Source organism: Kocuria himachalensis, assembly GCF_054784195.1.
This window is the reverse complement of record NZ_BAAGPL010000008.1, coordinates 3,296-29,984: the sequence shown is the minus strand read 5'-3', so window position 1 is coordinate 29,984 and position 26,689 is coordinate 3,296. Positions and strand designations below refer to the sequence as shown.

General features: G+C 71.6%; 27 protein-coding genes and 1 pseudogene. 12 read left to right on the top strand and 16 right to left on the bottom strand.

The features are described from left to right. Window positions 1–90 precede the first annotated feature (90 nt). Window positions 91–2,583 carry a leucine--tRNA ligase gene (gene leuS / locus ACYVM4_RS05635; RefSeq protein ID WP_460667928.1) on the bottom strand — a complete coding sequence of 831 codons (2,493 nt, stop codon included), beginning with the start codon at window positions 2,581–2,583 and terminating at the stop codon, window positions 91–93. 227 nt (window positions 2,584–2,810) lie between these two features. Between leuS and ACYVM4_RS05630 the strand changes: the two genes are divergently transcribed. From ACYVM4_RS05630 to ACYVM4_RS05620, 3 genes are all read left to right on the top strand, one after another. Continuing rightward, window positions 2,811–3,947 carry an alpha/beta fold hydrolase gene (locus ACYVM4_RS05630; RefSeq protein ID WP_460667927.1) on the top strand — a complete coding sequence of 379 codons (1,137 nt, stop codon included), beginning with the start codon at window positions 2,811–2,813 and terminating at the stop codon, window positions 3,945–3,947. After that, window positions 3,944–5,065: a glycosyltransferase family 4 protein gene (locus tag ACYVM4_RS05625; RefSeq protein WP_460667926.1), complete on the top strand. Its 1,122-nt coding sequence runs from the start codon at window positions 3,944–3,946 to the stop codon at window positions 5,063–5,065. The genes ACYVM4_RS05630 and ACYVM4_RS05625 overlap by 4 nt, the downstream gene beginning before the upstream one ends. A 465-nt stretch (window positions 5,066–5,530) precedes the next feature. Beyond that, on the top strand, window positions 5,531–5,989 hold the full coding sequence (locus ACYVM4_RS05620) for a hypothetical protein (protein ID WP_368819642.1): 459 nt from the start codon (window positions 5,531–5,533) through the stop codon (window positions 5,987–5,989). Between the two features lie 145 nt (window positions 5,990–6,134). Here ACYVM4_RS05620 and ACYVM4_RS05615 read toward each other — a convergent pair whose 3' ends face one another. From ACYVM4_RS05615 to ACYVM4_RS05605, 3 genes are all read right to left on the bottom strand, one after another. After that, the gene (locus tag ACYVM4_RS05615; protein WP_460667925.1) at window positions 6,135–6,842 is read right to left on the bottom strand and encodes a sulfite exporter TauE/SafE family protein; all 708 of its coding nucleotides are present in this window, start codon (window positions 6,840–6,842) and stop codon (window positions 6,135–6,137) included. Window positions 6,843–7,033: 191 nt separating this feature from the next. Next, window positions 7,034–8,338 carry an Nramp family divalent metal transporter gene (locus ACYVM4_RS05610; protein ID WP_460667924.1) on the bottom strand — a complete coding sequence of 435 codons (1,305 nt, stop codon included), beginning with the start codon at window positions 8,336–8,338 and terminating at the stop codon, window positions 7,034–7,036. Between the two features lie 38 nt (window positions 8,339–8,376). Continuing rightward, window positions 8,377–9,345, bottom strand: a complete 969-nt coding sequence (locus ACYVM4_RS05605) for a dihydrodipicolinate synthase family protein (protein WP_368819639.1) — start codon at window positions 9,343–9,345, stop codon at window positions 8,377–8,379. A gap of 188 nt (window positions 9,346–9,533) precedes the next feature. On the opposite strand from ACYVM4_RS05605, the gene ACYVM4_RS05600 reads away from it, so the two are divergent. After that, window positions 9,534–10,568 (top strand): LacI family DNA-binding transcriptional regulator, encoded by a 1,035-nt coding sequence (locus ACYVM4_RS05600; protein ID WP_460667923.1) that lies wholly within the window; start codon window positions 9,534–9,536, stop codon window positions 10,566–10,568. Window positions 10,569–10,762: 194 nt separating this feature from the next. Further along, window positions 10,763–10,978, top strand: coding sequence for a tautomerase family protein (locus ACYVM4_RS05595; RefSeq protein ID WP_460667922.1), 216 nt, complete (start codon window positions 10,763–10,765; stop codon window positions 10,976–10,978). Between the two features lie 290 nt (window positions 10,979–11,268). On the opposite strand, the gene ACYVM4_RS05590 is transcribed toward ACYVM4_RS05595, so the two are convergent. The 3 genes from ACYVM4_RS05590 to ACYVM4_RS05580 are packed head-to-tail and all read right to left on the bottom strand — an operon-like array spanning window position 11,269 to window position 12,914. Then, window positions 11,269–12,168, bottom strand: coding sequence for a dihydrodipicolinate synthase family protein (locus ACYVM4_RS05590; protein ID WP_460667921.1), 900 nt, complete (start codon window positions 12,166–12,168; stop codon window positions 11,269–11,271). Window positions 12,169–12,172: 4 nt separating this feature from the next. After that, window positions 12,173–12,316 carry a hypothetical protein gene (locus ACYVM4_RS05585; RefSeq protein WP_460667920.1) on the bottom strand — a complete coding sequence of 48 codons (144 nt, stop codon included), beginning with the start codon at window positions 12,314–12,316 and terminating at the stop codon, window positions 12,173–12,175. Next, the gene (locus ACYVM4_RS05580) at window positions 12,309–12,914 is read right to left on the bottom strand and encodes a helix-turn-helix domain-containing protein (RefSeq protein ID WP_460667919.1); all 606 of its coding nucleotides are present in this window, start codon (window positions 12,912–12,914) and stop codon (window positions 12,309–12,311) included. The genes ACYVM4_RS05585 and ACYVM4_RS05580 overlap by 8 nt, the downstream gene beginning before the upstream one ends. 48 nt (window positions 12,915–12,962) lie before the next feature. Between ACYVM4_RS05580 and ACYVM4_RS05575 the strand changes: the two genes are divergently transcribed. Beyond that, a complete protein-coding gene (locus ACYVM4_RS05575) occupies window positions 12,963–13,805 on the top strand; it encodes a PhzF family phenazine biosynthesis protein (protein ID WP_460667918.1) in 843 nt (280 codons plus the stop codon). Between the two features lie 181 nt (window positions 13,806–13,986). Here ACYVM4_RS05575 and ACYVM4_RS05570 read toward each other — a convergent pair whose 3' ends face one another. The 4 genes from ACYVM4_RS05570 to ACYVM4_RS05555 form a co-directional block, all read right to left on the bottom strand. Beyond that, window positions 13,987–14,283, bottom strand: coding sequence for a DUF1540 domain-containing protein (locus tag ACYVM4_RS05570; protein WP_460667917.1), 297 nt, complete (start codon window positions 14,281–14,283; stop codon window positions 13,987–13,989). Window positions 14,284–14,436: 153 nt separating this feature from the next. Next, the gene (locus ACYVM4_RS05565) at window positions 14,437–15,255 is read right to left on the bottom strand and encodes an ABC transporter ATP-binding protein (protein ID WP_460667916.1); all 819 of its coding nucleotides are present in this window, start codon (window positions 15,253–15,255) and stop codon (window positions 14,437–14,439) included. Beyond that, the gene (locus tag ACYVM4_RS05560; protein ID WP_460667915.1) at window positions 15,252–16,406 is read right to left on the bottom strand and encodes a FecCD family ABC transporter permease; all 1,155 of its coding nucleotides are present in this window, start codon (window positions 16,404–16,406) and stop codon (window positions 15,252–15,254) included. Before ACYVM4_RS05560 ends, ACYVM4_RS05565 begins: the two co-directional genes overlap by 4 nt. After that, complete coding sequence (locus tag ACYVM4_RS05555) at window positions 16,403–17,356, bottom strand: FecCD family ABC transporter permease (protein ID WP_460667914.1); 954 nt, start codon at window positions 17,354–17,356, stop codon at window positions 16,403–16,405. The genes ACYVM4_RS05560 and ACYVM4_RS05555 overlap by 4 nt, the downstream gene beginning before the upstream one ends. Before the next feature lie 360 nt (window positions 17,357–17,716). Between ACYVM4_RS05555 and ACYVM4_RS05550 the strand changes: the two genes are divergently transcribed. The 4 genes from ACYVM4_RS05550 (at window position 17,717) to ACYVM4_RS05535 (ending at window position 20,514) form a co-directional block, all read left to right on the top strand. Then, window positions 17,717–18,616 (top strand): ABC transporter substrate-binding protein, encoded by a 900-nt coding sequence (locus ACYVM4_RS05550; protein WP_460667913.1) that lies wholly within the window; start codon window positions 17,717–17,719, stop codon window positions 18,614–18,616. Between the two features lie 124 nt (window positions 18,617–18,740). After that, the gene (locus ACYVM4_RS05545) at window positions 18,741–19,403 is read left to right on the top strand and encodes a hypothetical protein (RefSeq protein ID WP_460667912.1); all 663 of its coding nucleotides are present in this window, start codon (window positions 18,741–18,743) and stop codon (window positions 19,401–19,403) included. 141 nt (window positions 19,404–19,544) lie between these two features. Next, entirely contained in the window at window positions 19,545–19,751 is a 207-nt protein-coding gene (locus ACYVM4_RS05540) for an MbtH family NRPS accessory protein (RefSeq protein WP_368819626.1), read from the top strand. A gap of 130 nt (window positions 19,752–19,881) precedes the next feature. Continuing rightward, on the top strand, window positions 19,882–20,514 hold the full coding sequence (locus ACYVM4_RS05535; protein WP_460667911.1) for an iron transporter: 633 nt from the start codon (window positions 19,882–19,884) through the stop codon (window positions 20,512–20,514). A gap of 346 nt (window positions 20,515–20,860) precedes the next feature. On the opposite strand, the gene ACYVM4_RS05530 is transcribed toward ACYVM4_RS05535, so the two are convergent. The 5 genes and pseudogenes from ACYVM4_RS05530 to ACYVM4_RS05510 all read right to left on the bottom strand — a co-directional run bounded on the left by ACYVM4_RS05530 (window position 20,861) and on the right by ACYVM4_RS05510 (window position 25,032). Next, the gene (locus ACYVM4_RS05530) at window positions 20,861–21,415 is read right to left on the bottom strand and encodes a hypothetical protein (RefSeq protein ID WP_460667910.1); all 555 of its coding nucleotides are present in this window, start codon (window positions 21,413–21,415) and stop codon (window positions 20,861–20,863) included. Between the two features lie 42 nt (window positions 21,416–21,457). After that, window positions 21,458–22,126, bottom strand: coding sequence for a dTMP kinase (locus tag ACYVM4_RS05525; protein ID WP_368819623.1), 669 nt, complete (start codon window positions 22,124–22,126; stop codon window positions 21,458–21,460). 133 nt (window positions 22,127–22,259) lie between these two features. Further along, window positions 22,260–22,754, bottom strand: a complete 495-nt coding sequence (locus tag ACYVM4_RS05520; protein WP_368819622.1) for a YflT domain-containing protein — start codon at window positions 22,752–22,754, stop codon at window positions 22,260–22,262. A 501-nt stretch (window positions 22,755–23,255) separates the two neighbouring features. Next, a pseudogene (locus ACYVM4_RS05515) lies at window positions 23,256–23,505 on the bottom strand (ISL3 family transposase); the annotation flags it as partial. Between the two features lie 210 nt (window positions 23,506–23,715). Beyond that, window positions 23,716–25,032 carry a copper resistance CopC/CopD family protein gene (locus ACYVM4_RS05510; protein ID WP_460667909.1) on the bottom strand — a complete coding sequence of 439 codons (1,317 nt, stop codon included), beginning with the start codon at window positions 25,030–25,032 and terminating at the stop codon, window positions 23,716–23,718. A gap of 204 nt (window positions 25,033–25,236) precedes the next feature. On the opposite strand from ACYVM4_RS05510, the gene ACYVM4_RS05505 reads away from it, so the two are divergent. Both ACYVM4_RS05505 and ACYVM4_RS05500 read left to right on the top strand, forming a co-directional pair. After that, window positions 25,237–25,833 carry a hypothetical protein gene (locus ACYVM4_RS05505; RefSeq protein ID WP_460667908.1) on the top strand — a complete coding sequence of 199 codons (597 nt, stop codon included), beginning with the start codon at window positions 25,237–25,239 and terminating at the stop codon, window positions 25,831–25,833. 97 nt (window positions 25,834–25,930) lie between these two features. Continuing rightward, complete coding sequence (locus ACYVM4_RS05500; protein ID WP_460667907.1) at window positions 25,931–26,656, top strand: YcnI family copper-binding membrane protein; 726 nt, start codon at window positions 25,931–25,933, stop codon at window positions 26,654–26,656. Window positions 26,657–26,689 lie beyond the last annotated feature (33 nt).

Genomic DNA, 26,689 nt, shown 5'->3' with positions numbered 1-26,689 from the left:
GCCGGTCGCCGGAGCCGGGGGCCGGGCCGGTCGCCGGAGCCGGGGGCGGCGGAGCGTCGTCGTCGTGCTCCCTGCTGCCGGAGCGCCGGCTCAGGCCACGATGTTGACGAGCTTGGGCGCGCGCACGATCACCTTGCGGATCTCGGCGTCACCGAGCTGGCGGCGGATCGTCTCCGAGCCCAGGGCCAGCTCGCGCAGGGCGTCCTCGCCGATGTCGGCGGGCACCTCGAGCCGATCCCGGACCTTGCCCTTGATCTGCACCACGGCGGTGACGGTGTCGTCCACCAGCAGCTCCGGGTCGACCGCGGGCCAGCCGGCGACGACGACGGAGCCTTCGTGCCCCAGCGCGTGCCACATGTCCTCGGCCGTGTACGGGGCGACCAGCGACAGCAGGACCGCGACGGCCTCGACGGCCTCGCGCACGGCGGGGTCGGCGGGCCCGCAGCCGGAGTCGATGGCCTTGCGGACCACGTTGACCAGCTCCATGGTCTTGGCGATCACCACGTTGAACTTCGCGGCGTCGAGCAGCTGGGCGGCGTCGTCGACGGCCCGGTGGGTCGCCCGCCGCACGGACAGGTCCCCGGCGGCAGGGTCGGCCCCGGGGGCGCAGGCCACGTCCTGGGCCAGGCGCCAGGCCCGGGCCAGGAACTTCTGGGAGCCCTGCGGGGAGACGTCGGCCCAGTCCACGTCGTCCTCGGGCGGGGAGGCGAAGACCATGGTCAGGCGCACGGCGTCCACGCCGAACCGGTCGAGCTGCTCGCCCAGGTCCACGCCGTTGCCCAGGGACTTGGACATGGCCCGGCCCCCGTTGAGCACCTGGCCCTGGTTCAGCAGCGCCTTGAACGGCTCGGTGAAGTCCACGAGCCCCAGGTCGAAGAGCACCTTGGTGAAGAACCGCGAGTAGAGCAGGTGCAGGATCGCGTGCTCCACGCCGCCCACGTACTGGTCCACCGGCAGCCACTTGCGGGTCTCCTCGAGGTCGAACGCGGCGTCCTCGTCGTTCGGGGAGACGAAGCGCAGGTAGTACCAGGAGGAGTCCACGAAGGTGTCCATGGTGTCGGTGTCCCGCAGGGCGGGGCCGTCGCAGGACGGGCAGTTGACGTGCACCCATGACTCGACCGCGGCGAGGGGCGACTGGCCCTTGGGGGCCAGCTGCTCCCCGCGCAGGTCGTCGGGCAGCCGCACCGGCAGCTGCTCCTCCGGCACCGGGACCTCGCCGCAGGCACCGCAGTGCACGATCGGGATCGGGGCGCCCCAGAAGCGCTGCCGGGACAGCAGCCAGTCGCGCAGCCGGAAGTTGACCTGGCGGTTGCCGGTGCCGGCGGCCTCGACCAGGCCGATGGCGCGCTCGACGGCCTCGGTCTTCTCCAGCCCGGACAGCTCGCCGGAGTTGATCAGGATGCCCTCGCTCGTGGTGGCGGTCCCGGTGACGGCGGGGTCCTCCTCCCCGGTGTCCAGCACGGCGCGCACGGGCAGGCCGAAGGTGCGGGCGAAGTCGAGGTCGCGCTGGTCGTGGGCGGGCACGGCCATGATCGCGCCGGTGCCGTAGTCGGCCAGCACGTAGTCCGCGGCCCACACGGGCAGCTTCTCGCCGTTGAGCGGGTTGACGGCGTGGCGGCCCAGGAACACCCCGGTCTTCTGCCGGTCGGTGGCCTGGCGCTCGATGTCGGACAGCGCCTTGACCTGCTCGCGGTAGGCGGCCAGCTCCGCGGCGTGCTCCGGGGCGACGATCTCCCCGGCCAGCTCCGCGTCCGCGGCGACCACGAAGAACGTGGCGCCGTAGAGGGTGTCGGGGCGGGTCGTGAACACGGTGACCTCGCGGTCCGTCCCGCCCGCGCCGGCGCCCTCGATGGCGAAGCGCACGTGGGCGCCCTCGGAGCGCCCGATCCAGTTGCGCTGCATGGCCAGCACGCGCTCGGGCCAGTGCCCCTCGAGCGCGGCCATGTCCTCGAGCAGCCGGTCGGCGTAGTCGGTGATCTTGAAGTACCACTGGTTCAGGGCCTTCTTCGTCACCGGGGTGTGGCAGCGCTCGCACGCCCCGTTGACGACCTGCTCGTTGGCGAGCACCGTCTGGTCCTTGGGGCACCAGTTGACCGGCGAGTTCTTCCGGTACGCCAGGCCCTTGCGGTGGAACTGCAGGAACAGCCACTGCGTCCACCGGTAGTACTCGGGATCGGAGGTGTGGATCTCCCGGGACCAGTCCGCGCTGATCGCGTAGCGCTGGAAGGAGGCCTTCTGCGTCGCAATGTTGGCGTAGGTCCACTCCGCCGGGTGGGCGTCGCGCTTGATCGCCGCGTTCTCCGCCGGCAGCCCGAAGGAGTCCCAGCCGATCGGGTGCAGCACGTCGTAGCCGCGCTGGCGCCAGTACCGGGCCACCACGTCGCCCATCGCGAAGGCCTCCGCGTGCCCCATGTGCAGGTCGCCCGAGGGGTACGGGAACATGTCCAGCACGTAGCGGCGCTCCCGCGAGCCGTCGTCGACGGGCGCGTAGACCTGCTGCTCCGCCCAGAACGACGGCCACGCCGCCTCGATGGCGCGGAAGTCGTACCCGGTGGTCTCGGTCGTGTGCTGCTGTTCGGTCACGGTCCTCGCCTTCGCGGTGGTGGACCGCCGCCGGCCCTCGGAACGGGCGGCGCGCGGTCGCGTGGGCGGCACCCGGGCATCACGGATGCCCGGCGGTGCGCCGACGGTGGTGGAATCCGTCCCATCCTAGCCCAGGGCCGCCCGGCGCCCCGGCCCGCAGGCGCTAGCATCGACAGCGGGCCGGGACGGGACGCACCGGGCGTCCGGCGGGCCCGCAGGGAGGGACCATGGCGGCTGCGGCCGGCGCACCGGACGGCGGCGCGACCACCGGCACGGGGCAGGACGCCGACGTGCCCGGCAGCGCGGTGCAGAACCCCTGGGCCGAGCGGCGCAGCATGGTCCTGGACGGGCACAAGGTGCGCTACTGGTTCTACGACGTCGACCGGGCCCCCAAGCCCCTCCTCGTGCTGGTCCACGGCTTTCGCGGCGACCACCACGGCCTGCAGCTGATCGCCGACCGGCTCCGCGAGCGCTACCACGTCGTCGTCCCCGACCTGCCCGGCTTCGGCCGCTCCGAGCCCTTCCCGGACCGGCCCCACGACATCGCCGGGTACGCGGACTTCCTGCGCGGCTTCGTGGAGAGTCTCACCGACGGCGCGGTGCACGACGGCGCCCCGCACGGTGCCGCCGTCCTGGGCCACTCCTTCGGCTCCGTGATTGCCGCGCACTTCGCCGCCGCCCACCCGGCGATGGTCGAGCGGCTGGTGCTCGTCAACCCGATCTGCGAGCCCGCGCTGGAGGGCGGGCAGGCGCTGCTGAGCCGTCTGACGGTGGGCTACTACCGGCTGGGCCGGGTCCTGCCCCGGCGGCTGGGCCGCCGGCTGCTCTCCAGCTGGTCCGTCACGGACGCGATGAGCCGGGTCATGACCAAGTCCCAGGACCCTCGGGTCCGCGGCTACGTCCGCCACCAGCACCGCGCGTACTTCTCGGCCTTCGCGGACCGGGACGTGCTGCTGGAGGCCTACGAGGCCTCGATCTCGCACACCGTCGCGGAGGTCGCGATGCAGCTGACCATGCCGACCCTGCTGGTCGTGGGCGCGCAGGACGAGCTGGGCTCGCTCCCCACGCAGCGGACCATGGCCTCCTGGATCCCCCGCCACCGGCTCGAGGTCCTCGACGACGTGGGCCACCTCATCCACTACGAGGCCCCCGGGCGCACCGCCGAGCTGGTCCACGAGTTCCTCTCCTCCCCCGCCCCCGAGCCGCTCCCCGGAACGGTCCCCGGACCGGACGGGCCGCCGCCCGCGCTGCACGCGCAGGCGCCGCCCGCCGACCCCCCCGCCCCCGACACCGCCCCGTTCACCGGGCTGCAGCGCATCGTGCGCCGCGGACGCCAGGATCACCGACGAGGACGCCGCCGGTGAGACTGCTCCTGGACGCCCGCTACACCCGTCTCGACCGCCACGACGGGATCAGCCGCTACGGGGCGAGCCTGGCCGAGGCCGTGGCCGGTCTCGCCGACGGGACCCCCGGGCTGGACGTGGCCCTGCTCGTCAGCGATCCCCGCCAGCTCGCCCTGCTGCCGGACGTCCCCCACGTCACCGGTCCCTCCCCCGTGTCGGCCGCCGAGGCGTCCACGGCGCTGGTGCTCAACCGGTACGCGCCCGACGTCGTGTTCTCCCCCATGCAGACCATGGGCTCCGCGGGCCGCCGGCACGGGCTGATCCTCACCCTGCACGACCTCATCTACTACGACCACCCGCAGCCGCCCGCGGACCTGCCCGCCCCCGTGCGCGCGGGCTGGCGGCTCTACCACCGGGCCTGGTGGCCCCAGCGGGTCCTGCTGGACCGCGCCGACGCCGTGGTGACGGTCTCGCACACCACCCGTGAGCTCATCGCCGCCCACCGGCTCACCCGCCGCCCCGTGCACGTGGTGCCCAATGCCCCCCAGCCCGGCTCCGTGCTCCCCACTGCGGAGGCGCTGACGCGGCTGCCCCGGCGCGGCTGGAAGCTGCTCTACATGGGCTCCTTCCTGCCCTACAAGAACGTGGAGACCCTGCTGCGCGCGGCCGGGCGGCTCCCGGACCACGAGCTGCACCTGCTCTCCCGGATCTCCCCCGCCCGCCGCGCCCAGCTGGAGGCCCTCGTCCCGGACGGGGCGCGGGTCGTGTTCCACGACGGGGTGGACGAGGCCGAGTACACCGCCCTGCTCGCCGAGGCCGCCGCCCTGGTGCACGCCTCACGGGCCGAGGGCTACGGGCTGCCCCTCGTGGAGGCGCTCGCGGCGGGCACCCCCGTGGTGTGCAGCGACCTGCCGATATTCCGGGAGGTCACCGGGGGCGCCGCCGGCTACGCCGCGCCCGACGACGACGCCGGGTTCGCCGCCGCCGTGCGCGCGCTCGAGGACCCGGCCCGGGCCAGGACGCAGGTGCTGGACGGGCTCGAACGGGCCCGGGCCTACTCGTGGGAGTCCTCGGCGCGGGAGCTGATCGCCGTCGCCCGCGGGGTGCACGAGCGCCGCGCCCGCCGCCGCTGTCCTTGACCCGCCCTGTGAGGGGCGCCCACCCCGCCGGCGAGCGCGCCACGGAGTCCGGGCGGACGGATCGTTCCGCGCCGGAGCGGGGCCCAGTGTGCCCAGCGGCTCTGCCGGGCCGCGGTGTTCCTGCCTGCCGGTGTCGTGGGCTGCGGTCCGACGACCGGGCCCCTGGTCCTGGACCTCACGTCGCCTCGGTGCGTTCGCCCGGTCGCCGGGACTTCGGTGGGGGTGTGACCAATGAGACAGCGCTTCTGCAGGCGTTGCTCTTCACCATGGTGGTACACAGGTTCATGAAGGATCCATGTGCGGTCGGGGCGGCGGTCGGCGGAATCCCTCGTCCACGCAACTGACTCGACCGGTGGATCCACGACGCTGATGCGTGCCCGTGCCGGTGCGACTGGCTCCGCGCCAGGAGCGCGCCGTTCTCCTTGCTGTCCGCCATCCCGATCAGTCAGTGCCCGGAGGAGCTCCGTGAGTGTGAAGCAGTCCTTGAACAGCTACGGTCGGGGCCGAACGAGCTCCCCGGCGGTCCGGGTCTTCGCCGGCGTGGCGGGCACCCCGCGCACCCCCGCCCCGGCGTGGTGGAACCACCCGGTGACGGTCATGTTCGTCGCGGTGATCTGCGCGGCCCTGTCCTTCACCTCCCCTGCGCTGCCGGCGCCGTCCGGGCTCCTGGTCGCGGTGTCCGGAGTGGCTCTGGCGTCCCTGGCTGAATGGAGTCGTGGGCGGTGGTCCGCCAGTCGCGTCCGCGCGGTCGAGGAGTCGGTGTGGATCGCCGATCAGTGCGGGTACCAGGTGGAGTCCGTCGGTGAGGCCGTCCAGTGGAGGAGCGCCGACCGGAACCTGGACGCCCGGCTGGATCGTCGCGGTGGCGGGTGGGACCTGGTCCTGCTCGACGTGGACGCTCCGACTCTCGAGAGCCACCACTGACGGTGCCGTACGCACGCCCCGTTCGCTGATGACCCTGGAGCGCCGGGTGTTGTCGGTGTCCGTCCGTGGCCCGGCGATCCCTTACGGGCGCCACAGGCTGCCGGTGACCGGGGTGATCGGGTGGGAGGAGCGGACGCTCCAGGTCCTACAGGGACTGCCACAGCACGAGAGCGGCCCCCGGTGCGGAGGCTGACAGTGCCACGCGGCGCACTCGCTGCCGGTTCAGGCGCTGGTTGACCGGCCCCGACAGCGCGAACCCCAGGATCCTCGCCGGGGTGAGGATCGCGGCGAAGCGCAGGATGCGCTGATCCAGGGCCCCCACCGCGGCGAGGCCGACCAGGGACATGAGCGCCCCGACGAGGAAGAACGCGCTCATGGTGCCGCGCAGCTGTGCGGTGGAGGAGCCCTGCCACACCAGTGCCATGGGCAGGCCCCCGATGGCTGTGGCGGTCCCGAGCGCCCCGGACGCCGCGCCGGCGACGGTGACGGGACGGGGCGTGGGACGCCAGCCGCAGAGGCTCAGCAGGACACCCAGCAGCACCGTGCCGGCCAGCATCAACGCCGATCCGCGGGCGGGCAGGAGGGCCACCAGTGCGGCACCGATCACCGTGCCGGGGACCCTTCCGAGCGGCGCCCACCCTGCGCCGGGCAGGTCGATGGCTGCGCGGTCCCGGACCACGCCGAGAACGGTGACGCCGGCGGCGAGCAGCACGATGGATCCCGGCAGCAGCGATGGATCGACCAGAGCGATCGCAGGGGCCGCCAGCACTCCCGGTCCGAACCCGATCGCCCCCTGCAGGCAGGCCGCCGCGACGACGACCCCGGCGATGATGACGAGCTCGACTCCACTCATGGTGTGCCCCTTCTCGCGGTTCGGGGCCGGTTGGCCGGGTCGTCCTGGGGGGGCGGGATCATCATGGCGTCTCGTGAATCACTGGGGCCTTGCAGGGCGAGCGTTCCCGGTGCTGCGGAGCCGACGGCAGGGGGCGGGAACCACTGGTGTGGTTCCCGCCCCCTGCGTTTCGTGCGGGCCGGAGGTGCAGATCAGCCGAGCAGTGCGGTCAGGAGCCGGTAGCAGGTGGCCAGGATCGCGGCCAGGCCGAGCAGGCCCAGGGCGGTCTGCCACCAGCGGTTGACGTATCTGCCCATCACGTCGCGGCGGGTGGCCATGATCAGCAGCAGGATGCCCAGCAGCGGAGCGACGATCACGGTCAGCGCCTGGGCGGTGATGATCAGCTGGATCGGGGAACCCTGGGCGAGCAGGGTCACTGCCAGGCCGAAGGCCAGCACCACGCAGATCATGGCCTTCACCCGGTGCCGGTCCAGCTTGTTGCCCCAGCCCAGCGTGTCCGAGATGAGGGTGCCACCGGCGGTGGCGTTGGCGATCATCGAGGAGAACGCCGCCCCCGTGAACCCGAGACCGAAGACGGTCGTGCCGACCGGTCCCGCCAGTGGCTCCAGGACCCTGGACAGATCCGCCAGGGTGGCGGCGGTGCCGCCGGTGGCCTGCAGGGCGGTGGCCGCGACCACGATGACCAGGATGGTCATGATGCCCGGGGCGACGATGCCGGGAATGGTGTCGGCCAAGGTGGTGGCCTTGTACTGCTCGGGACGCAGGCCCCGCTCCCGGGAGGCGTAGCCGGTGTAGAAGGCGGCGTTGATCGAGAAGTTGGTGCCGACCAGGGCCACCAGCAGCATCCCCGCTCCGGGCGGCAGGGACGGGATGAACCCGTCGGACACCTCGACCCAGTCGGGCTGGGTGAGCAGCGCCGAGGCGAGGAACCCGGCGGCCATCAGCGCGATGATCGCCAGCAGCCCGCGCTCGAACACCTTGTAGTAGTTCGGCGCCCAGGCCACCACGCCCACCAGCACGGTGCAGGCCAGGGTCCACAGCGTCGGGGAGCCGCCGAAGACCATCGACATCCCCAGCCCGGAACCCACGGCGTTGCCCACGGAGAACATGAGGGTGATCAGGAAGACCCCGATGCCGGCGGCCACCCCGGTCGCCTTGCCGAGGCGCCTCTTGATCATCTGGATCAGGGAACGGTCGGAGGCCAGGGCGATCCGCACGCTCATGTCGGTGAAGCCCAGCATCAGGACGGTGGAGACGGCGATCACCCAGATCAGGTCGTAGCCGTGGAGGCTGCCGGCCTGGACTGCCGAGGTCAGGTTGCCCGGGCCGAACTGCCAGGCCCCGACGATGAACCCCGGGCCCATCAGGGCCAGTGCGCCCAGCAGCCGTGAACGGCGGGTGGGTCGGGCGGGGGGTTCAGTGCCGAGTGCGGGGGTCTCGGAGCCGGCCACCTCGTGAGTGGCCCGGTGCGCGGACTTCTTGGATCGAGCAGTCATGTTGGTCATCGTCGTTCTCCACCGTCCCGGTCGGGAAATCACACCACGCTGGAGGCCTGGAAGGCCTTCGTGGTCGTGTACTGGGCATTGTCACCGATGAGCCCGGCGGAGGTGAGGGCGGAGGAGATCTCCTCGCGCGCACCCTCGGCCAGGGGCAGCAGCGGCGGACGGACCACGGCGTTGGGCAGCACCCCTCGCTCGACCAGGCCCATCTTCAGCGCCACGGTGCCCTCCATGTGGGAACCGCGGTGGTAGACGGCCTTGGTGACCGGCAGCAGCTTGTCGTGCAGCTCCCGGGCCGCCGCGTAGTCCTTGGCCTTGCCCGCGGCGATGAGCTCGATCAGCGGCTCCGGGGCGAGCCCCCCGTAGCCGACCAGGGCGCCGTCGACGTCGAACATGGTGTGCAGCAGGTACTCGTCGTGGCAGGTGAGGATCTGCAGCTCCGGGCTCTCCTTGCGCAGCACGGGGATCTCGGTGTCCCAGCGGCGCATGTTGCGCACCCCGTTCTTGGTGGCGAACACCCCGGGCTGGGCGGCGATCTCGAGCTGGGTCCTGAGGTTGTAGGTGGCCTTGGTGGCATCGGGGTACTGGAAGAGGATCAGCGGCAGGTCGGACTCCTCGTGGATGATCCGGTAGCGCTCCTGCGGGGCGCCGTCCTGGTAGCCGAAGCGCAGCCAGCCGTGGGAGGGGTAGACCAGGCCGGCCTTCGCCCCGGCCTCGGCCGCCCGGGCCGCCTCGAGGCCGGCGACCTTGTCGCCCTCCCCGGTGATGCCGGCGATGATCGGGACGTCGCCGGCGGCGTCGACCATGGTGCGGATGACGTCGACCTGCTCCTCGGCGGTGAGGTAGGTGCCCTCCCCGGCGTGGCCCAGGCACACCAGGCCCTTCACGCCCGGCACGGAGGCCAGCCAGCGGGTCAGGTTGGCCACGGCGTCGTGGTCCACCTCCATGTCGGCGGTGAACGGGGTGACGGGGGCGGGAGTGAGGCCGCGGAGATCGAGAGACATTTGAGGTTCCTCCTGGGTTGAGAACGTTTGCGGGAACGTTTTCAACTATGCTGTGAGCCATGACACCTGTCAACACCCCCAGCCGCTCTTTTTGTGATGCAGCTCATGGGCCCGCGCCGATCGCGCCCCCATCAGGGCCCGTCTCGCCCAGGGCTTTGGTATCGTCCGAGCCATGGACCAGGACGGGCATGGCTGAGCAGGCGGTCTCGCGCACCGTGACGATCCGTGACGTGGCTCGGGTCGCCGGGGTGAGCATCTCCACGGTCTCGAGGGTGCTCGACGACCGCCGTCCACCTTCGAAGTCCCCCTCGGCCGAGCGCGTGCGCGCGGCGGCCGCCGAGCTGGGCTACCGGGCGGATGCCTACGCCTCCGGGTTGCGCCGCCAGCACACCGGCACCGTCGGGGTCCTCGTGCCGCGGCTGTCCGACACCGTGATGGCGGTGTTCTTCGAGGAGGTCGCCCGGGCGTGTGCCCGCCAGGCCGGCTTCGCCATGGTCGCCACCACCGAGGACCGCCCCGAGGCCGAGAAAGCCGCCGTGGAGACCCTGTTGCGTCAGCGCGTGGACGGACTGATCCTCACCACCGCCCGCCTCGATGACCCCGTGGCCGCCCAACTGCGGGCCCAGGGAGTGCCGCACGTGCTGGCCCTGCGCACCGACCACATCAGCCCCTCGGCCACCGGAGACGACGAACTCGGCGGGTACCTGGCCACCCGGCACCTGCTGGACCTGGGCCACCGGAACATCGCCCTGGTCGCCGGGCCCTCCTACGCCTCCACGGCCGTGGCCCGACAGGCCGGCTACCGCCGCGCCATGGCCGAGGCCGGCCTGACCGGGCTCGACCACCTCGTCCACGAGTCGACCTTCGGGATGGACTCCGGAGAGCTCGTCGCCCGGACCGTCCTGGCCGGCACGGACCGGCCCACTGCGATCTTCGCCGTCAACGACAACACTGCCATCGGGGTGCTGGCCGCCGCCCAGGCCGCGGGGCTGTCAGTGCCCGAGGATCTGTCGGTGGTCGGCTACAACGACATCCCCGTCTCAGCTCGGCTGCCCGTGGCCCTGACCACTGTCCGCGTGCCCTTCGACCAGATCGCCGCCAACGCCGTGGAGCTGCTCACCCAGCAGCGCACCGGCGCACTCGGCGAGCCGCGCCGAGTGGTCACTCCCACTCTCATTCCGCGCCAGTCCACCGCTCGGCTCCCGGCCACGCCCACCGCCTGAGGCCACATCCCACCCCGGTCGCCGCCGACCGGAACAGGTGCGGCTCCCCGGGTGTCAGCCCTGCGAGGTGGCACCCGCCCGATCCATCGGCGTGGTCCTTCACCGTCACCGGTCGGACCGGCCGGGCAACGGACCCGCACCACCCTCGACGCCCATACCGCTGGTTCCGACAGAGCCTGCAGAACGGAGACACCATGCCCTTCGTCACCATCAACATGGTCGCCGGCCGCGACCGCGCCATCGTCCAGGACTGCCTGCGCGAGGTCGCCAGGACGGTCTCCCGCACGCTCGACGCCCCGCTGTCCTCCGTCCGGGTGCTGGTCAACGAGGTCGACCCGGAACTGTGGACGGTCGGCACCACGCTCAAGAGCGAAGTACACCCCGCCACCCCGACGCCAGGTTCCCCGTGAACGGTGCCGGGGAAGACCGCACGGAACAGCGTTCTGGTGCGGCACGTCCCTCCACCGAGGTGCCTGCCGCCGAGGCCCCGCCCGACTCCGGGGCGACGGCCGCCGCGTAGATCGGGAGCGCGGCGACGGAGAACGCGAGCCTCACGGTGAGCCCCCGGGTGCGGCGCAGCGGGCCACGCGTGACCATCAGGTGCAGTGCTCGGGCCGGGGTGGGCACGTCCACGGTCGCGGCGAACACGGGGCGCGCCGATCCCGCGCCCCGGCGCCCGTCATCCGCGGAAGGCCCGGGGTCAGCGTTGCCGGTCGAGTCCGAGGTCATCGACGATCCGAGCCACCTGCGCGCGCTGTTCGTCGTTGAGCCCGTGGAGGGGCAGCGGCAGGCACGCCTGGGGGACCAGGTCCAGGCATTCGGCGACGGCGGCCACGACCCGCAGACTCCCGAACTCGGCGAACAGCCCCCACAGTGGCGCCAACCGCCCGGACTCGGCCTCCGCCTCGTCGACCCTCCCGTCCAGGGCGGCCCGGGTGATGCGCAGTGCCGGGCCCGGCAGCGTACCGGCGAGGACCGAGTACCAGGCATCGCACCCGGCGGCCATCCCGGCGGCCGCCGTGGCGTCCCCGGAGATCCCGATGCTCACGTGCTGCGGGAGCACCGCACGAATCTCCTCGACCCGCGTCCTGGCCTCCTGCGGGTCGGCGGGCACGCCGGGGATCTTGAGGGAGGCGATGCCGGGCAGCTGCCCGATGCGTCCGTAGAGCTCGGTGGTGAAGGTGACGTGGGTGGTGCCCGGGTTGTCGTAGACGATCACCGGCACCGAGGAGTGCGCCGTGACGGTGTCGAAGAGCGCGAGGACGTCGTCGTCGGTCAGGGGCTGGTACGTCATCGGTGCCAGCAGCACCGCGGAGGCCCCGGCTTCCTGGGCGTGCTCGAGGTGGGTGAGGACGTGGGAGGTGCGCAGCGCTCCGATCCCGATGAACACCGGGATGTCCCCGGCGTGCTCGACCGCCAGGTGAGCGACGCGGGCCCGTTCTTCGGTACTGAGGTAGGCGTAGGAGCCGGTGGAGCCCAGGGCGGTGATGGAGTCGACCCGTGCGGCCGCGAGCCGCCGGACCAGGCCGGTGAAAGCCGCCTCGTCCACGGCGTCGTCGGCCAGCGGGGTGAGGGGAAAAGCGCTCAAGCCGGTGAACATCGGATCAGGCTCCTGTATCGGGTGTCGTGCCGGCGTCGAGCCCGTCGACGGCCAGCAGCACAGCGCGGTAGTCCGGTCGCAGCGCGAAGGCCTCGTCCTCGATCCGGGCCCCGGCGAGGACCTGCTCCAGCACGCTCGGCTCAGTCATCGGAGACCTCCGAGTGGTGTCCCGAGCCCACGCCCGGCTCGAAGACGGTCAGGGAGAACCGGGCCGGCTCGGCGCTCGGATTGGCGTAGGCGTGGGCGACGTCGCCGGGGAAGGAGACCGCATCACCGGCCTCGAGGGTGATCGACTGCTCGGCGACCTCGAGGGTGATCGTCCCCTGCTGGACCTGCAGCAGCTCCTTGGTGCCCCGGGTGTGGGCCTCACTGCTGTGCCGGTCACCTGGACTCAGGTGCCAGTCCCACAGCTCCACCACGTCCGGTGGTGCGGTCCCGGCCACGAGGACCCCCCGGCCGCCGGCCTCTCCGATCCACAGGGCCGCCCCCTCGCCGTACCGGGTGACCTTCAACGATGCCGTCTCGGGCAGCTCGACCAGCGCGGGCAGTCCGATGCCCAGGGCGTCGCTGATCCGCAGCAAGGTCCCCACACTGGGGTTGGCCGCGCCCTGCTCCACGTTGACCAGCATCCGGCGGCTGACCCCGGCGACCTCGGCCAACTGGTCCAGCGTCCAGCGCTTGGACTGCCGCTGCTGTTTCATCCGGGCGCCGATGGCCGCCGCGAGAGTCGTCGTGCCCTGATCCATGAGTGCAATATATTGCCTTGCTTAGTGCATCGTCTAAGCTTCGGCAGTATGAGTCGGAGATTTCGTCAGGTCGATGTGTTCGGCGACGACTCGTGCACCGGCAACCCGGTGGCGGTGGTGCTCGACGCGCAGGATCTCGACGACGAGACGTTGCGACGGTTCTCCGTGTGGTCGAACCTGTCCGAGTGCACCTTCGTGCTCCCGCCCACCACCCCCGGTGCTGATTACCGTGTGCGCATCTTCAGCCTCAGCCTCGAGCTGCCCTTCGCCGGGCATCCCACTCTGGGCACCGCCCGGGCGTGGCTGGATGCCGGAGGCCGACCGGGGACCCCGGGGATGGTGGTGCAGGAGTGCGGTGCGGGCCTGGTGCCCGTGCGCGTCGACGGTGATCGGCTCGCCTTTGCCGCCCCGCCGCGGATCCGGTCCGGCCCCGTCGACACCGGCATGCTCACTGCCGTGATCGAGATCCTGGGTGTGGCGCCGGAGAAGGTCGTGGACGCGGAGTGGCTCGACAACGGGCCGGGCTGGGTCGGGGTCCTGCTCGACAGCGCCGACACCGCCCTGGGACTGCGCCCCGATGCCTCGGCGCATCCGGGCCGGTGGGACATCGGCGTGATCGGGCCGCACGGTGCGGATGAGGAAGCCGGCTTCGAGCTGCGCGCGTTCTTCACCGAAGGAGCCGAGCCCCTGCGGGAGGACCCGGTGACCGGCAGTCTCAACGCCGCCGCCGCCCAGTGGCTCCTGGCCCGAGGGGACGCGACCACGCCGTACCTCGCCGCCCAGGGAACCACCATGGGCCGACGCGGTCGCGTCCACATCAGCATCGAGGGCGACCGGATCTGGGTCGGCGGACGAGCCGAGGTCGTCGTCTCCGGTACCGCCGCCCTGTAGCTCACCGCCGGCACTGGCCGGGGAACGGGCCATCTCGTGCACAGGCAAGGCCGAACCCGCATGATGCTGGGGCCTCGCGGTGGAGGTCGGGCATGAACTCCACCGACACCGACGGTCGACGTGGCGCTTCGTATCCGACCGGGCGTCGGCCCATGGACCCACCCTGTCGGGGCAATGGCGATCAGGCGGCCTGGTAGGTCAGGCAGTTGGCCTCATCGGCGCCGGCGCCGATCTTCACGTCGTGGGCGGTGCACATCAGGTGGGAGTTGTGCACGCACTCGTTGCGCTGGCAGGCGCCGACCTCGGCGTGGACGGTGGGCAGGCCGCCGTCCGGGCCCAGCGAGATGAACGTGCCGCAGTGCGCGTGGCCGGAGCTGCCGGTCACGGTGATCGCGTGGGCCGTGCACTCGTGGTCGTGGTTGAACGAGCACTGCCCCACGGTGCAGTCGGAGACGGGAACGAACTCGGTGGTGGCCATGACTTCTCCTCCAGGAGGATCCAGGGGCCGGGACCTGCTGCCCCGACCTGGTCGGGCCCTTCCAGGATGCGCCTGACCAGGAGCAATGGATAGCGCATTTTTTCCTGCTTCAATCCGCTGCCCCTTTTTCGTCGGCGGGGGGGGGTGGGCTGCTCAGCCGGTCACGGTGATCCGGGCCAGGGGGATCACGTGGGGTCGACCGGTGAGCGGTTCAGGCACGATGCGCGCCCGCAGCCCGAAGACCTCGGCCAGCAGGTCCTCGGTGACGATCTCCTCGGGGGCTCCTTGGGCGATGATGTGCCCGGCGGTCATGGCCACGATGTGGTCGGAGAACCGGGCGGCCAGGGAGATGTCGTGCAGCACCATCACCACGGTGCGGCCCAGGTCCCGGTTGAGGCGGTGGATCAGCTCGAGGATCTCCACCTGGTGGGCCAGGTCCAGGTAGGTGGTGGGCTCGTCCAGCAGCACGATGTCCGTGTCCTGTACGAGCGTCATGGAGATCCAGGCCCGCTGGCTCTGCCCGCCCGAGAGTTCATCGACAGGGGTGTCGGCCAACCCGGTGATGCCGGTGGCCTCCAGCGCCCGGTGCACGGCGTGCTCGTCGGTGTGGGAGAACTGTTGGTACCAGCGCTGCCTCGGGTGCCGGCCCCGGGAGACGAGGTCGGCCACGGTCAGGCCCTCCGGGGCGGTGTGGGCTTGGGGCAGCAGAGCCAGCTGTTGGGCGATGCTCCGCGTGGACAACCGGGTGAGGGGCACCCCGTCCAGGGTGACGGTGCCGTTCAGTGGGCGCAGCAGGCGGGCCAGGCCGCGCAGCAGCGTGGACTTCCCGCACCCGTTGGGGCCGATGATCGTGGTGATGTCCCCGTCGGGGATCGCCAGGGACAGGTCCTCGACGACGGTGTTCCCGTCGTAGCCCAGAGACAGCTCCCGGGCCTGGAGCCGGCTTGCGCCAGTACGGGTCGGTGAGCTCATCGGGGTCTCCGTTGGGATCGGATGACGAGGTAGATGAGGTACGGGGCCCCCAGCACGGCGGTGGCCACCCCCGCCGGCAGCGGCACGGTGAGCAGGTTGGCGGCGGCGGTGTCGGCCACCAGCACGAACACCGCTCCGGCCAGGGCAGAGACCGTCACCGGGGGCACTGGGCGACGGGTGAGCAGGCAGGCGATCTGCGGGGCGGCCAGGGCCACGAACACCAGCGGGCCGCCCACGACGGTGGCGACCGCGGCCAGCAGCACCGCCAGACTCAGGGACAGGACCCGGATCCTGCCCAGGCGCAGCCCCAGCCCGATGGCGGTGTCCTCGCCCAGGGCGGCCAGCAGCAGCCACCGCCCGGACAGCACCGCGGCACCCAGCAGCAGGGCCGCGACGGCGGCCATGGGCCGTACGAGGGCCCAGTCCTTGCCGTTGAGCGAGCCCATCATCCAGGTCAGCGTCTGGGCCGCACTGGTGACGTCGCCCAGGGTCAGCATCCAGGTGGTGATCGCGGTGGTGAACCCGGAGATCCCCAGGCCCACCAGGATCAGCCGGTAGCTGTCGATCCCGTTGCGGTAGGCCAACAGGTAGGCCGCCACCCCGCTCACCAGCCCGGCGGTGAAGGCCGCCGCGGGCATCCCCACGGTCGCGGCCGGCCCGCTCAGTCCGGCGGCCCCGCCGTCGGCCAGGATCAGCACGGCCACCGCCCCGGCCGAGGCCCCGGCGGTGACCCCGAGGACGTCGGGGCTGGCCAGGGGGTTGCGTGCGACCGTCTGGGTGATGGCCCCGGCGGCGGCCAGGCAGGCCCCGACCAGGATCGCGGCGACCATGCGCGGGGCCCGGAACTCGGTGACCGCCAGGTGCACGGAGGTCTCCGTGGTGCCCCCGCTCAGGGCCGCCAGCACGTGCGCGTACGGGATGGGGGTGCCGCCGAGGGCCAGGTGCGCGGCAGCGGTCGTGGCCACGGCCACGAGCAGCAGGAACCCGACCACCAGGGACCGGGGGTCGACCCGGAACGAGACGGGTCCGGCCCGCAGGGCCCGCACTGAGCGGAGCGAGTTCGCCACCGGTGGCGCGGTGGCGGTCGGGGCGGTCCCGTGGGCGGTTCTGCCTCCGGCCTCGGCGAGGGGCGTGGTGGGGGGCGGGGTCATACGGTGGCCAGCTTCTTCCGCCGGGCCAGGTGGACGAAGAAGGGGGCCCCGACCGCGGCCAGCACCACCCCGACCGACAGTTCTCCCGGGCGGGCGATGACGCGCCCGGCGATGTCGGCCACGAGCAGCAGCACCGCACCGGTCAGGGCGCCGGCCGGGAGGAGCCACCGGTAGTCGGTCCCGACCGTCGCCCGGGCCAGGTGCGGGACGAGCAGTCCGGCGAAGGCGATCGGCCCGGCCAGGGTGACCGCGGCCCCGGCCAGCAGGGTGATCGCCGCGATCCCGGTCGCCCGCGCGCCCAGCACCGACACCCCCAGGGAACGGGCGGTGTCCTCTCCCAGGGACAGGGCGTTCAGGGCCCCGATGTTGAGCACGGCAAGCACCAGACCCAGGGCCAGAAAGGGCGTCAGGATCTCCAGGGAGCCGTTTCGGACCGCCACCGAGCCGACCTGCCAGAACCGCAGGGTGTCCAGGGCCTGGTCGTTGAGCAGCACGATCCCCGACACGAGCCCTGTGCACAGGGCACTGACGGCCGCTCCGGCCAGGACCAGGGTGATCGGGGTGGCCCCGTTCCGGGCGGCGGAGCCGATGACGAAGACCACCACCACCGCCACCAGCGCCCCGGCGAAGGCCAGCAGCGCCTGGGTCAGCGGGGCCACGGTCCCCACGAGGGCGGTGACGGCCACGATCGCCAAGGCTGCCCCCTGATTGATGCCCAGCAGCCCCGGATCGGCGATCGGGTTGCGGGTGTGCCCCTGGACCAGCACCCCGGCCACCCCCAGGCACATCCCGACCACCACCGCGGTGACGGTGCGCGGCCACCGCAGTTCCCGGATGGTCACATCCATCACCGTGCCCGAAGGCGTGACCATGGCATGCCATGCCTCGGCCAGGGTGGAGGGCCGCCCCCCGATGCACACGCTCAGGGCCACCGCTGCCAGGACAGCCACGAGACCGATCACCAGCCACTGTGTCCGCGTCAGGCGTCGTACCGCAGACGGAACGGATACAGGGGCAGGCGAAGGCGCCAGGGAGTGGGCCATGCCACCTCCATCAGGTCGGCCGCGATTAGGTCAGGGAAACGTTCGCTAATCTTCGTGGGACTGCTACAGTCTGCCACAGCGAGGTGAGGCAAGCCTCACCTCACCACCTCTCGCACGATCCGCTCGACCGAAAGTTCCCCACCCATGACCTGCGCGAAGACTCTCTGTGCGGCCGCTCTCGGCCTGTCCCTGTTCGCCCTCACCGCCTGTGGCTCCCCCTCGGAATCCATGTCGGACACGGCTTCCTCCGCCGGACCGGAGGCAGCCGTGTCCGGCGATACGGCCGGGTACCCGCTGACGATGACCCACGCCATGGGCCGGACCGTCATCGAGGAGCAGCCCCAGCGGGTGGTCGCTCTGGACCCCAGCTACGTCGACGCCGCCCTGCTGCTGGACGCCGAGCTGGTCGGCTATGCCGAGTACCGGCAGGACCCGGAAGACCCGTTCGCCGACTACCTGGGCGATGTCTCGGCGGAGACCGCCGAGGCCGTGAACGTGGGCACCATCGCCGAGCCGAACCTGGAGCAGATCGCCGGGCTGGACCCGGACCTCATCATCTCGGCCAAGGTCCGCCAGGAAGCCCTCTACCCGCAGCTGGCCAAGATCGCCCCCACGGTGTTCTCCGAGTCCACGGGACCCACCTGGAAGGAGAACGTGGTGCTGCTCGGAGAGGCACTGGGCAAGCAGGAGCAGGCCGAGCAGGAGGTCGCCGACTACGAGGCACGCGCCGCCGCCGTGGGCGAGGCGATCCTGGAGCAGGACCCCCAGGCCACCTACTCGCTGCTGCGCTTCGCCGGCGAGGACACCGCGCGCCTGTATTCCACCGGCTCCTTCATCGGAGAGATCATGGCCGACATGGGCATCCCCCGCCCCGCCGGGGCACCCGACACCACCGAGGAGATCTTCGTGCCCCTGTCCCAGGAGCAGATCCTCGACGCCGACGCCGGGCTCGTCATGGTCAGCACCTGGGCCCCGGACGGCGCCGAGGGCGAGGCCTCCCGCGAGCAGGAGGATCGCTTCACCACGAACCCGCTGTGGGATCGGCTCGAGGGCGAGGTCCTGCCGGTGGACGATCAGACCTTCGTGGCCTCCGTGAGCATCCAAGGAGCCCACGAAGTGATCACTCAGCTGGCCGAGCACTACGGGGTCGACCCGCAGCTGCCCTGATCCGGCTGCCGCCCGATCGCGGCTGAGCAGCAGCCGGGGTGCGCCGATCCTCGCCACCCGGCGCGCCCTCGCTGTCGTTCAGCCGCGATCGAGGACCCCAACAGGCCTACCGAAAGGAGCCACCATGGGATCGCCGAAGATTTCCGTGGTCACGGTGACCGACCTGGACGGCAAGCACGTGCGCCTGGTCGTCACCGGCCTGCTCACCGTGGACACCCAGACCGCCCTGCATCCCCTGATCCGCCCGGCCGTGGTGCTGACGCCGGTCACCCGGGTGGTCGTGGATCTCACCGACGCCCAGATCACCGACGCAGCCGCGCTGGAGGCCCTCACCCGACACGCCTGGGAGGGGCACACCGGTCACCCGTCACAGCCGGTGAGTTTCGCCGTGCCCGGGCCTGCGCTGCGGACCGAGGCGGAGGACCTCCCGCGGCTGCGCGCCGGGCAGCGCTCCTGGACGACCACCGGCACAGCGGAGGATCAGTCCAGCAGCGTGCGGAACATCAACACCGCCCCGGCGCACCCGAAGGCCGCCCCTGTCACCGCCACCGTGCGCCGCCGCATTCCCAGCTCCTCCCCCGCCCGGCGCACCACCCCGGAGTACGACCACGCTAGGGCCACGACGACACAGCCGACCGCCAGCACCCAGCACGTCACCATCGCCGCTGAGTCCACCACGGGCACCGTCCTTCCGTTCCGTCTACGCCGGCATCGTCCCGGGACGCGAGCGCAACCCATCACGCGCGTTGCCAGCAGGACCACCCCCGGCCAGATCACAACGCGATGACGGCCACCGCATCGGGCACCACTGTCTGGTTGCCCTGCACCCCTGCGAGGACAGCCTCGCCCACGGCACGGCTTTCCCGCTGGTTCGTCGTGGCGGCCCCTGTCCTTCCGGAAAGTTTCCAGCCCGATCCCTAGGAGCACCATGAATCCTTTCGATGACCTGCAGGCGGAGGTCCGCGTGGTGATCGACAACCACGGCCACCCCTGCCTCTGGCCGGCTGACTGCCCGGTGCCCTTCGGCTGGACCACCGCCCTGTGCCCCGCACCCCGCCACGAGGCCCAGACCTACCTGGACCGCCACCACAGCACCCTCGCTTCCGACGACGACGAGCGGTCGCTGGTGCACTGAAGACCGTTCATCCGCAAGGACCGTGGGCCACCGGCACGCCAACGGACCCGCACCTGGTCTTCCCTCACGCGACGTCGGCACTGATCGGCACTCCCATCCCGCTCAACCCTCTACGAAGGAAACGATGACCATGTCCCCGAATCGACCGATCGCCGTCACCGCGATCCTCACCACGCTCCTCCTGGCCGGCTGCGGCACCGACGCATCCCAGGCCCCCACGTCCGAGACCACCGCCGGGACCACTGTTGCCACCCCGGAAGCCACAGACGCCCCTTCGACCGGTGAGGTGCCCGAGGGGGTCGCCGCCCAGTACGCCACCCTGGCCGAAGAGGTCGAGGCCGAGGGCGGACGCACCACCTCGGGGGACTGGGAGGTCGCCTACATCGTCGAACCGGCCGAACCCTGGTTCGAGACCACCGCTGGGGACCCGACCCGGCGCGAACCCGCGATCGGAGAGACCCACCACCTGGAGATCATCCCGATCGAAGCCGCCACCGGCCGCATCGTGCCCGATGTGCCGATCCGCCTGGAGGTCCTCGACGACACCGGAGAGGTCGTGGATGAGAAGGAGCTGATGTTCTTCCACGCGGAGTTCTTCCACTACGCCAACAACTTCAGCATCCCCACCGAGGGCGACTACACCCTGCGGGCCACTCTGCAGCCGCCGGAGTTCACCCGGCACGGGGAGAGCCTCGAGGAGCTGACCCTGCTGGAGCCGGTGACCGTCACCTTCGACGACGTCCACCTGGAGCCCGCCGCCTGAGGACCCCGGCAGGCTCCAGCTCGAGAGGTCCCGGCGGTCTCAGACGGACCCACCCGCTGCTTCCGGCGCCCCGGAGCTGCGGCCGTGCCCGCCGTCACCGACGTGCTCCCGGACCACGCACTCACGACCGGCACGGAGGCTGAGCTCAGTCCTCGGGCATCTCGCTCGGACAGGAGGATCTGCGCGTCCAGCTCCGGGCCCTCGCCGCAAGACGCCCCGTCCCCAGTTCGCCATAGGTAAAGCCGAAGGGGCGGAGCCTGCTCTCGGCTTCGCTGCCCGTGGTCGAACCGGCAGACCCAGGGCATCGGGCTGAGGGGGCACTTCAGCAAGCGTTGTCGGGGTCTGGTCAGTGTGCGAGCCACCATTTGAGGGCGGCGGCGCCGATCCCGGCCAGCGCCAGCAGCACCCCGGAGAGGAAGGTGCGCGGCGAGGCGCGCCGGCCCCGCAGACGCCCGACGACCCGCCCCAGCGCGGTCAGTCGCAGCACGGTCACCCCGATCGCCGCGGCCGAGGCCACGGGCTGGACCAGCCAGCCCAGCAGGGCCGCTCCTATCAGCAGCGCCGGGAGCGTGGTGGCCGAGACAATGGGCAGGCCGTCGCGCAGCTCGTGACGCGGTTGCGCGGCCGTGAGTGGCTGGCCGGTCCGCACGCGGGTACCGACGGACTCGGCCAGCACATGGGCCACGAACGTCGACACGCCGGTGCCCACCACGTAGGCCGCTGCCTGGGGACCGGTCAGATCGTCGGGGTGCAGCGCGATCGGGGCGGCCGGCACGAGGATGTTGCCGTCGACGAAGGCAGCGATCCGGCCGGCGGCGTCCTCGATCGGCACCCGGCGGTTCGACTGGCCGTTGAGCAGCCACGACAGGCGCTGCGCCAGTGGGGCTGTGGTGGCAGACAAGTCAGCCAGTCCAGGCTGGCACGGCCGGGATCTGCGGTTTCGTCAGAGCCGGGCTGCTTGGGCGACCCGGTCGATGACCGCCTCCGGCACCCCGGTGGCGTCGACGAGGGCCCAGCCGTGGTCCTGGGCCAGTTCCAGGTAGGCGCTCCGGGCTGCGCGCAGGTACTCCAGCGGCTCGTCGTCCTCTCCGCGGGTGAGGATTCGCGCCTGGGCGGTCTCGGCCGGCACGTCGAGGACGATCACGATGACACCGCGGAGAACCCAGGCTGCCAGCCACGGGAGCACCCGGCCCGGTGGCAGGCCCCGAACCCGGCGCAGCACCAGCTGGCAGACCAGGTGGCGGTCCATCACCACCAGACCTTCCCGGTGCCGGCCCCGGGCCCGGGCGACCAGGACATTGGCGGTGCGCACCACGGTCTCGACCCGGTCCACCCACCGGATGGGCACGGCCAGCCCGCAGCGCGCCGCGGTACGGGACAGCCAGCGGCGCCCCGAGCGGTTGCGCAACAGGATCGCCGGCCGTCCCGCCGCCTGTTCCGCGGCCACCAGCGCTGCGGCGATGGTGGTCTTGCCCGCCCCGTCAGTACCCAGCAGCACGATGATCCGGCCTCGGCGCCCCGCCAGGCCTCCGGGGCGCCGCCGTTCCTCCGGGTCGACAGGTCGCACCTGGTCCCCTGTCATCAGAGCGCTGCCGATCAGGGCGTGGCTCACGTTTCTCCTACTTCCTGGACTTCGTGTTGTGGTGTGGCGCCAGGACACCGGGCGAGGAGACCCGCCCGGTCAGCTGAGACCGGTCAGAGGTGGGCCGGCGGTGCTGTGCGTCGCTCACCGCCCCGGACATGGATCAGGCCGCAGGTTGGGCGGGCAGCTTGGCGTCGGCCATGCCGGCGTACTCGGCCTCGACCAGGAGGTCGTAGGCGTCGGCCTCGAAGCCTTGGATGCTGCGGAAGTCACGCTTCCCGCCGGTGAGCGCGTGCCCGATCAGCCCGAGGACCAGGCCCCAGACCGCGCCCAGGACCACGCTCCACAGCACCACAGGCAGCCAGGCGCCCAGGGTGAAGATCCCGAACAGCAGACCAATCATCAGACCCAACCACGCACCGGTCCCGGCACCGTAGAGGGCGGCCCTGCCGTTGGTCATCCGTCCGGTGACCTGCTCCACCGAACGCAGGCCGGTGCCGACGATCCGCACATGCTCGACCGGGAACTCGGCGTCCGACAGGGCGTCGACGAACTCCTGCGCCTGGGCGTAGGTCGGCACGGTGCGCAGCACCCGGTAGTCGATGGAGGTCGTGGAGGCAATCGCGGAGGCGTTGGGGCGGGGGTGGGTCTGGGACATTCTGGTGATTTCTCCTTCGTGGCGTCGTCCGGTGTCAGTTCCGTAGGTGTCCGTCCGTCGGATGCCATCTCCGCGGCCGTCACCGAGTACAACGTCGGCGCATGGCGGTCGTCTTCCGGGCATCACCGAATTGGGACGGACCTTTCAGGGAGCACTGAAGTTCTTCTCTCCCGACCGCGGAACCGGGGACGCTGCCAACCGGACCTCCGGTTCCCGCAACCGCTACGGGATGGGTCCGCCCCAGTGGACCGAGTCCCGAGGCTGGACCCTCCACGGTGGGAACGAAGAACCCACCTTCGGCGAACTGCATGCAGACCACCCGCAAGCGCGGGTGCGGCGCCACCCTCATGGCCACGTCCGGACGCGCACAGCGCTTCCACCTGTGACGGTCGTCCACCATGAGTTCGTCTACCCACCCCAGTGACGACGTGGTGCGCAGAGAGAGACCAGGGCTGATGCCGGTTCACGGCGGTACCAACTCGATGTCTTCACCGGGCACCCCTAACCGGCCACAGGTAAAGCGGTTCTTCGCTGTTCAGGGGGAAGGTGCGATCGCAAGCCGCGGGTCTCCTGCGGCGATGTGGTGATTCCGTGGGTGAGATCCCGGCACCTGGGACGGACCCGCGGAGGCGCTGGAGGTGGCCGTTCATGGCCTTGGTAGGACCGTTGGAGGTGGGGGCCGATCGAAGTAGGCCAGGACGTCGACGACGCGACGGAGCAGGATCCGGCCGAGCTGGCGCAACTCGCCCAGGCGGCAGAACGTGGCCTGGCGCGCTCCGCCGGCCCGCAGGCACTGGAACGACACTGGTCGGGCACCCCGGAGGGTCTGGTTGCAGTACGCCGCCTCGCAGGGATCTGAAGGGAGTCGGTGGGCCGTGGTGGAGTCGCTCCGTGCCGGACAGCGGACTGCTGAGGACCGGCACATCCGGACCACGCCTGCACCCCACCTGTGATGAGCCTCCTAAGGGCTCAGATTGGTGAGGATGCCTGTGATGAGCAAGATCAGTCCCAGCACCACGGCCTCGCCCTGGATGGTCGAGCGTAAGGACGCGATGGCCTGGGAGTCGTCGCCGGCGAGCACGCGTGGGAGAAGTATGAAGCGGTTCCAGGACGCGGCGAGAACGATGAATACGACGACGGCGAGTTTGATCAGCAGTACTTGGCCGTAGCCGGTGGCCACCAGTGCCTGCAGGTCGCCGAGGATGCCCCAGATCAGGACCGTTCCCGTGAGGGCCAGAGCCAGGACCACCCACGCGGCTGCGGTCGAGAACCGGACCAGGGTTGTGGTGGCCTGCCCGACCGGGGTGTCGGAGGCCCGTGCCAGGAGGACGGTCAACCCTAGCAGCCCACCGACCCAAGTGATGCCGGCGGCCACGTGCACCGCATCGGCGGGGATCACCAACCATCCCGCCTCGGCGCTGCGGGGGTGCCCGGTGAGCACCAGGGACACCGCGGCCACCCCCACACCGGCCAGGGCCACGGTGCGGGCCGGGCGCGCCCGTGGACCCGTGGTGGCCCGAGGAACCGCCACCACGGCGGTCAGCACCCCTGCCACGGTCAGGGCTGCGACCAGGGTCGGGTCGGTCAGGAGACCCGGAAGAGCGGCGTCCTGCCCGCGGGTGGCCAGAGTCGAGAACACCGCGCCCACGGTTGCTATTACGGCGGCCAGGTGGGTCAGGCGGTGCAGCCGGCCTCGAGTGCGCAGGGCCGTACCAGGGCCGGCGGTGAGGAAGAGGAGCTCGAACACCACCAGGCCGGTCGCGCCGAAGACCCCGAGGTAGGTCACGGTCTGAGCCGCGATCGCCGCCTGGGGCGCAGGATCGCTTTCTGGCGGTTGGGCAGTGGTCGTGCTGGGGGCTATGACCGAGAAGGTGAAGGACCCGGTGACGGGGTGGCCGTCGGCGGAGGCCACCTCCCACATCACCGTGTGCGTGCCCGTCCCCAGGGATGCTCCCGGGGTGAGCGTCACGGTGGTGTTCAGAGCCTCGACATCCACGGGCACCGCCTCTCCGGTGGGGGCGTACACCTGGACGGTTTCGGGCGAGGCCCCGATGGGCTCGTTGAAGGCCAACGTGATGTCGGCCGGGGCCTGGCCCAGCACCTGGCCCTGGGCCGGTGTGGTGGTGGTGAGCTCGGTGTGCGCCACCGCCGCCGGGGCTCCCAGCACGGTGAGCAGCAGCACGACCCAGGACGTGAGCAGCGCCGGCAGGGCCCGGTGGGGCCCTCGTGTTCGCACGAGTCGTGGCCCGGCCGTGGTCCCGGTGCGGGTGAACTGCATGGGCTGAACCCTAGCCCGGGCCGACTCCATGGCACACGACAGGTGGGCCCCAACGCGGATCCACCGGGTTCAGCCGGTCGGTGACGCGGCCGGTAGATTCAGGGGGCGGGATCACTACGGGGTTCTACCTGGACCAGGTCCTACGGACGAGCATGGGGGGAGCAGCAGATGGATCAGCGTGCTCCGTTGCCTGTGGCGCGGACTGTGCTGGTCACCCCCCTCGTCCTGGCCTTGGCCTCCGTGGGGCACCTGGCCGGCGGGGGCATCCTTCCATCCCGGATCGTGCTGATCGGGCTGGGCGTGGGGGTGCTGGGGCCGGTGGCCTGGGCGGTCCGGCGCCGACTGACCCTGGGACGTCTGCTGGTGCTTCTGGGAGCAACCCAGCTGGTCCTGCACGAGGCATTCCTCCGGTTCGCCGTCGCCCCCGTCTGCGCCCCGGTTACCGGCCATCGCGGCCCTCACCACGGTGTGGGGGCGGTTTCTGCTTGCCCGGGCGGGACGGGGTTGGAGACGAGCCATCACGTGGCCACAGGCCAGGGGGTGGCCATGCTGATCGGGCACTTGCTGGCGGTGCTGGCCACCGCTGTGGTGCTCACCCAGGTCGAGACGGCCGTGTGGCTGGTGCGGGAGTGGTTGCGGCCTCTGCTCTGCCCGGCTCGCCCTACCCGCCTGCTGTCGGTGGCCCCGCAGTTGTGGGCCCCGGCGGCGGAGCGGCCGGGGCTGGTGTGGCGCGGGCTGCGCCGAGACCGGGTGCGCGGACCTCCGACCGCGGGGGTGCTGCGGATGGACAGCCGGGCATGACGCCTGGGGTCCCCTGCATCGCCCCGATCCGAGGACCCTTGACGTTTTCCCAGCGCCGCTGCGACTACGGCGGTGTGCGATGAAAGGCACCCATCCCATGACGAACCCCACGATTTCCGTGCGCCTGACCAAGGGCGCCACCATCCTGACGGCCGCGGCCGGTGTCACGGTCCTGGGCCTGTCCCCGGCCGCCGCCCATGTCACGGCCAATGCGACGTCCACCGCGGCCGGGGGCTACACCCAGATCACCTTCTCGGTGCCCACCGAGTCCGACACCGCCGCCACCAACAAGCTCCAGCTGACCCTGCCCGAGGACACTCCCTTCGCCTCGGTACGCACCAAGCCCATGGAGGGCTGGACCGCCGAGGTCACCGAGAAGAAGCTGCCCTCCCCGGCCACCGTCGGAGAAGGAGCGATCACCGAGGCGGCCTCCACCATCACCTGGACCGCCGATGAGGACCACGTGATCGACCCCGGTGAATTCCAGACCTTCACCATCTCCGTCGGCCCGCTGCCGGAGGAAGAAGGCCAGCAGATCCTGCTGCCAGTGGCCCAGACCTACACCGATGGGCGCACCGTGGCCTGGGACCAGCCCACCCCCGACACCGGAGAGGAACCAAAACACCCCTCCCCGTCGCTGACCATCACCGCCCCCGAGACCACAGGCCACGGCACCACCGAGGAGCCGGCCACCGCGGCCGAGCAGACGGCTGCCACGTCCCCCAGCGGTGGCAGTGCCCTCGCTTGGGCCGGGCTCATCGCCGGGCTGCTCGGCCTGGCCGCCGGGCTCACGGCACTGATCCGCACCCGCCGCAGCAACTAAGCCGAACCCATACCATCGAGCAGACGACGCCCC